General features: G+C 41.8%; 6 protein-coding genes and 1 pseudogene. 2 read left to right on the top strand and 5 right to left on the bottom strand.

Features of this window, described 5'->3' with window-relative positions:
• Positions 1-95: 95 nt before the first annotated feature.
• The 4 genes from QZZ43_RS09755 to QZZ43_RS09740 all read right to left on the bottom strand — a co-directional run bounded on the left by QZZ43_RS09755 (position 96) and on the right by QZZ43_RS09740 (position 2,084).
• Positions 96-248, bottom strand: coding sequence for a DUF4295 domain-containing protein (locus tag QZZ43_RS09755; RefSeq protein WP_291858396.1), 153 nt, complete (start codon positions 246-248; stop codon positions 96-98).
• Positions 249-259: 11 nt separating this feature from the next.
• Positions 260-448 (bottom strand): 50S ribosomal protein L33, encoded by a 189-nt coding sequence (gene rpmG, locus QZZ43_RS09750; RefSeq protein ID WP_291858394.1) that lies wholly within the window; start codon positions 446-448, stop codon positions 260-262.
• Between the two features lie 15 nt (positions 449-463).
• Positions 464-706 carry a 50S ribosomal protein L28 gene (gene rpmB / locus QZZ43_RS09745; RefSeq protein ID WP_010662881.1) on the bottom strand — a complete coding sequence of 81 codons (243 nt, stop codon included), beginning with the start codon at positions 704-706 and terminating at the stop codon, positions 464-466.
• Between the two features lie 130 nt (positions 707-836).
• Positions 837-2,084: a CinA family nicotinamide mononucleotide deamidase-related protein gene (locus tag QZZ43_RS09740; RefSeq protein ID WP_291858390.1), complete on the bottom strand. Its 1,248-nt coding sequence runs from the start codon at positions 2,082-2,084 to the stop codon at positions 837-839.
• Between the two features lie 1,234 nt (positions 2,085-3,318).
• On the opposite strand from QZZ43_RS09740, the gene QZZ43_RS09735 reads away from it, so the two are divergent.
• Positions 3,319-3,702: a biotin/lipoyl-containing protein gene (locus tag QZZ43_RS09735; protein WP_291858388.1), complete on the top strand. Its 384-nt coding sequence runs from the start codon at positions 3,319-3,321 to the stop codon at positions 3,700-3,702.
• Between the two features lie 23 nt (positions 3,703-3,725).
• Complete coding sequence (locus QZZ43_RS09730; protein WP_291858386.1) at positions 3,726-5,273, top strand: oxaloacetate decarboxylase subunit alpha; 1,548 nt, start codon at positions 3,726-3,728, stop codon at positions 5,271-5,273.
• Between the two features lie 297 nt (positions 5,274-5,570).
• Here QZZ43_RS09730 and QZZ43_RS09725 read toward each other — a convergent pair.
• Positions 5,571-5,771: pseudogene (locus QZZ43_RS09725) on the bottom strand (rhomboid family intramembrane serine protease); the annotation flags it as partial.

Genomic DNA, 5,771 nt, shown 5'->3' with positions numbered 1-5,771 from the left:
AAAAAAATTCCGGCTGTCAGCCATAAAAAAAGCCCTCTCCGGAATAACCAAAGAGGGCAATTGTATCGTACGGCTCACAAAGTGAGCACAGGAAATTACTTCTTAAAGTAGTCTTTTGCCATATCATTTGGCACTACATCTTCCTGAAAAGTGTAAGATCCGCTTTTAGAAGACTTTACCATTTTAATAACTTTGGTATGTCCTTTACCTGCACCTTTTTGTACTGATGCTACTGCTTTCTTAGCCATGAACTACTGTTTTATTTGATTTCACGATGAACAGTATAACGCTTCAAAACAGGGTTATACTTTTTCAATTCAAGACGATCCGGGGTGTTCTTACGGTTTTTAACACTAATATACCGTGAAGTCCCGGCCATGCCGCTTTCTTTATGTTCAGTGCATTCCAAAATCACCTGAACGCGGTTTCCTTTACCTTTTTTAGCCATAATTTACCCTTCGTTTTAGTATTTTGAAATAAAACCATTTTTCTTGGCCGATTCCAGTGCAGCTTTTACACCCACCTTATTAATCAACCTAAGCCCTGAAGCAGATACCTTCAAGCTAACCCAACGGTCCTCTTCGGGTAAATAAAACTTCTTATTGAAAAGGTTTGGATTAAATCTCCTTTTGGTTCTTCTCTTTGAGTGGGAAACATTGTTCCCAACCTGAAAGCTCTTTCCTGTTATTTCACAAACTTTTGACATTGCTCAACCGTTTTTCGATACGTTTTTCAAACAGAGCGCAAAATACGGGATTTTTCTGAAAACAAACAAACTTTTTCCTTTATATTTTTCATTACTCTCGCACAGACGACCAAAATAGTGGATTTTTTTTTCAAATTTCTCCTTTCTTCATCATCTGCATCAGCTCAATTAACGCCGTTTCTGATGTCCGCCATATATTTCGCTCCCTGTCTTTTCCAAACCTGAATCGTTTGCTGACCACCTTATTTCCTGATGCTGCCCAGGCCATCCACACAGTTCCCACGGGTTTTTCGTCAGTTCCTCCTCCCGGGCCTGCAATTCCGGATGTTGCAATGGCATAATCGGCTCCAGTGGCCTTTAATGCTCCTAACGCCATCTGTTCAACCACCTGCGGGCTCACCGCTCCAAACTGCTCTAAATCCTTTGCTTTAACCCCAAGAAACTTTTGCTTCATCTCGTTGGAGTAGGTCACCAGACTCCCTTTAAAGTAGGCAGAAGATCCAGCTACTGAAGTGACCAGATGTGCCAGATGACCTCCGGAGCAACTCTCAGCAAGGGCCAGGGATTTTCCGGTATTCTGAAAAAAGCCGGCAAAAATTTCGGCTGCCGGCAAATCTTCCTCACCGTAAATATTATCACCAATTAAAGGCAACAATCCATCAACTGCTTCGTCAATTTGGTCTTGTAATCGCTGGCCATCAGTTCCCCGTGCCGATAATCGGAGGCGAATACGTCCCGGAGCCGGCAGATAAGCCAATTTAATCTCCGATGGAAGCGCATCTTCCCACAGGGTTAGCATTTCGGCCAGCACTGCTTCAGGAATATTGTGCACCAGAACAGTTTTATGAATAATAATTCCGGGCTGATATTTCTGTTTAAGCCTGGGAATGATACTGTTACTCATTGCAAGTTTCATTTCCAACGGTACACCTGGCATAGACACCACAACACTGTCGTTGTAGTCGAACCACATAATAGGTGCTGTACCCATACCATTGCGAATCACCTCGCATTTTTCAGGCACCAGGGCTTGGCTCCGGTTCAGTTCATTGATATTTTTGACCCTGCCTTTCAAAAAACCCTGAATATCATTGAATACCTCTTGATTAAAAACAAGATGCGTATTAAAAAATTCGCATAGTGTTTTCTTGGTAATGTCGTCACGAGTTGGCCCCAGGCCACCGGTCATGAGTATAATTTTCGCCCTCATGGAGGCTTTTTCCAGGACATCCTGTATTTCTTCCTTTTTATCTCTAACAGAGGTAATTCTTTGTACATCAAACCCGGCCTTATTCAATTCACGTCCCATCCAGGCAGAATTGGTGTCAATCACCTGACCTATTAATAATTCATCGCCTATTGTAATTATTTCTACCATTCTTTTAGAGTGTTTAGTTGATTGTTAGCTCATGGCTTGCAGTTGTTATCTTGTGGCTGTTAGTCTCGGAATGAATGGCAGAAATCGGAAGGAAACTGATGTGCCCAATCCTTTGCCGGAAAAGTGGCAAAGCCAGAGAAAAACCGTCATTGTTCAGAATCGAAAGCAAATCCAAATTCCGTTCTAAGCAAAATTTCCAAAAAATACTATATAAACAATACATTTTTAACACGTTACCATTAAATCGGAGAATATATTCCTACGATTTGGGTGATAGCAAAGTTAATCATTTACTAATACCGATAATCCCATTATCAACAAACAACTTCTGAAAACGCGGCTCTGTTATTTGCCACCGATTTCGGGCTGGCCGACAAAGAATGCATTACAGTGCCACCATTTCCGCGCTTTTGCAAATAAATCACTATACTAGTAATGCGACCACAAAATACTATTTCATATTTCACCTCCCTTATTGTTTTCTGCATCGTTAAAATTTTGCACCGTAGCTATGGCTATGCTTTAAAATTTCGCCTAGCAGGAAGAAAAAATGAAAGCAAAATATTTGAAACACTATTTAGCGAACGCACTACTAGTTAGAGAAAAGAGATTACTTTACTACGTTCGCAATGAACTGTGTCAAGTGATATTCCGGAACACAAATGAAAATTAATATTTATTGTAAGGGTGTGTTTTTCAATAGATCGTTAGATTTTTAGATGTAAAATATTTCGTACAATCTTGATATACGATATTTTAACAAACAAAAACCACCGAGTAAAAACAATTGGCTTGCAGCGGATTGCAATAATTCAACGGAGTATTGTGTTTTTGCTATGTCAAAAAATTCCGAATATTCTTCGTCCGAAAGCTTATTTTCATCTATCCAAATACATTTTTTAAAACCATCCTATCCCAATAATAGTGTACATCAAGGCACATTAAAGAAATATTTCTGTATTTTCGTTAACAAATGCAAAATTCAACCTTAATTCTCCCCCCTGAATATTGTACTTTTTGGGTCGATTTTAATGTTTTAAAACAGGAAATACTGCAATATTTCTTTATTCAACTTCTAAAAAGCAAGGTAACTCACTAAATATCTTATATCTGTTTTAATCTATATATCTAAATTCTTATGGTAGTTAATGATTATTAAAGATTTTTTTCTTTAATTCCATCGTTCTAATTTTACACCAAAATAAAGTCGAATTTTAATTTATTACAACCTGTCATGAAAAAGTATTTAATAACTGTAAACGAAAAGCAGTACGAAGTAGATGTAGAAGAGGTAAAGACAACCACAGCAGGTGCTTTCCAAACATTGAAATCGGCCCCGAAAATGAAAAGTGGCGTTAGTCCAAGCCAGATAAAATCATCGAAACCAAAAGCAGCCACCAAAGGAGGGGAAAAAGTAACTGCCCCTATGCCGGGAAGCATTTTTAAAATGTTGGTTGCAGAAGGTGACGAAGTAAAGAAAGGACAAACCATTCTGGTATTCGAAGCCATGAAAATGGAAAACGACCTCACCTCTCCTGTTGACGGAAAAGTGGTAGCTGTGAATGTTGCAGAAGGCGATGCCATTGCAGCAGGTCAGGAATTGATTGTTATTGAATAACCTCGGAAAACTGTTGATTGAATATGGGTAAAGTTGGTATTACAGAAACTATTCTTCGCGATGCGCACCAGTCCCTGATTGCCACGCGCATGAGAACCGAAGAGATGCTTCCAATTATTGAGCAACTCGATGATATAGGTTACCACTCACTTGAGGCTTGGGGTGGAGCTACTTTCGATGCTTGCATTCGTTTCCTGAATGAAGATCCATGGGAGCGTTTGCGGAAAATTAAAGCAAAGGCTAAAAAGACACCGTTGCAGATGTTGCTGCGCGGACAAAACCTACTGGGTTACAAGCATTATGCTGACGATGTAGTTGAATATTTTGTTCAGAAGGCTGTGGCCAACGGAATGGACATCATCCGTATTTTTGATGCTTTGAACGATCCCCGAAATATGGAGACTGCAATCAAAGCCTGTATCAAAGAAGGAGGTCATGCACAGGGCTGTATCAGTTATACCACAAGTCCTGTCCACAACCTGGATATGTTTGCCAAGGATGCCAAGCGGCTGGAAGATATGGGGGCACACTCCATCTGCATCAAGGATATGGCAGGCTTGCTGAAACCTTATGATGCCTATAATCTCATCAAAGCCATCAAGGAAACCGTAAAGGTTCCGGTTCAACTTCACACCCATTACACCAGTGGCGTGGCATCCATGACTTATCTGAAAGCCATTGAAGCAGGTGTTGATGTGGTTGACACAGCCCTCTCGCCTATGGCGGGTGGAACCTCTCAGCCGGCAACCGAACCATTGGTAGCTTCTCTTCAGGAAACTGAATTCGACACCGGACTGGATTTGGTTAAACTCAGCGAGTTAGCAGCATACATGCGTCCACTGAAAGATAAGTGGCTGGAATCCGGTCTGCTCAACCCAAAGATGCTGGGTGTTGATGCAAATGCACTGATATATCAGGTCCCAGGTGGTATGTTGTCCAACCTTGTTTCACAGCTTCAACAGTCCAACGCGTTGGATAAATACGAGGCAGTTCTGGAAGAAGTACCCCGCGTACGAAAGGACTTCGGTTATCCGCCACTGGTAACACCATCAAGTCAGATTGTTGGTACACAGGCGGTATTTAACGTACTGATGGGTGAGCGTTACAAGATGGTTCCAAAAGAATCCAAGGGTGTCGTAAAAGGAGAGTACGGAACCACCCCTGCTCCTATTTCTGAGGAAATTAAGAAAAAGATTCTGGGTGACGAAGAAGCCATCACATGTCGACCGGCCGATTTGATTGCACCGGAATTGGACAAAATCCGGGAGGAAGTTAAAGACCTCATCATTCAGGATGAAGATGTACTCACTTATGCACTTCTGCCACAGGTAGCAAAAAAGTTCTTCGAAATGCGAAAGAACGGAACCCTCACGCCCCCTGAGGAACCAAAACCGGCTGCCAAAGCAGCACCTGTAACAGAGAGCAATGGTGACGAAGAAAATGAGGAAGAATTGGCTGCGGTGATTTCTGCTGCTGTTTCTGCGCAAGCAGAACCGGGCACTCAGTATGCCGTGCGGGGTTTCAGACAGGTTGTTAGCCCGTGGGTATTATCAGGTCGCCTGAACCGTTAAAAGTTTAATTCTCCTTATTGGTTTAAAAGCAGCAACGCCCGGTGTAAGCCGGGCGTTTTTGTTTTTAGGATAGATAGTTTTCCCGAAAAGCCGGAACGGGCGTATTCGCTCGAAATGAATTTGTTTTTAGTCCTCAAAATCCCGGTCATTAACGCCAGAAAATATCCTGCCCGTTTCATTAAAAAATTTCCCGGAATTAAAAACACTGGTGTCCGGATTGCTTCACTAGGTTAGCAATGACGCAACTTAACACTAGTTGAAGAGTTGGAAGAGGTTGATTTTCTAGACAATAATGAATTAGAAATTTTCTTCAACAATTCCTTCTTCCTGCTCATCATCCCACTCTTCCTCAGGCAGTGGTGGTTTTTGTGGCCCTTCTTTGCGGAATACCACAGCGGTAACCAGTCCGGCAATGGCACCCCACATGTGTGCTTCCCAGGAGTACTCAACAAGCCACTCCACCGGAAAAATCCCCCAGAACAAACTGCCGTAAAGAAA

The organism is Marinilabilia sp. (assembly GCF_016278715.1).
GTDB lineage: Bacteria > Bacteroidota > Bacteroidia > Bacteroidales > Marinilabiliaceae > Marinilabilia.
This window is presented reverse-complemented; position numbering and strand designations above follow the sequence as displayed.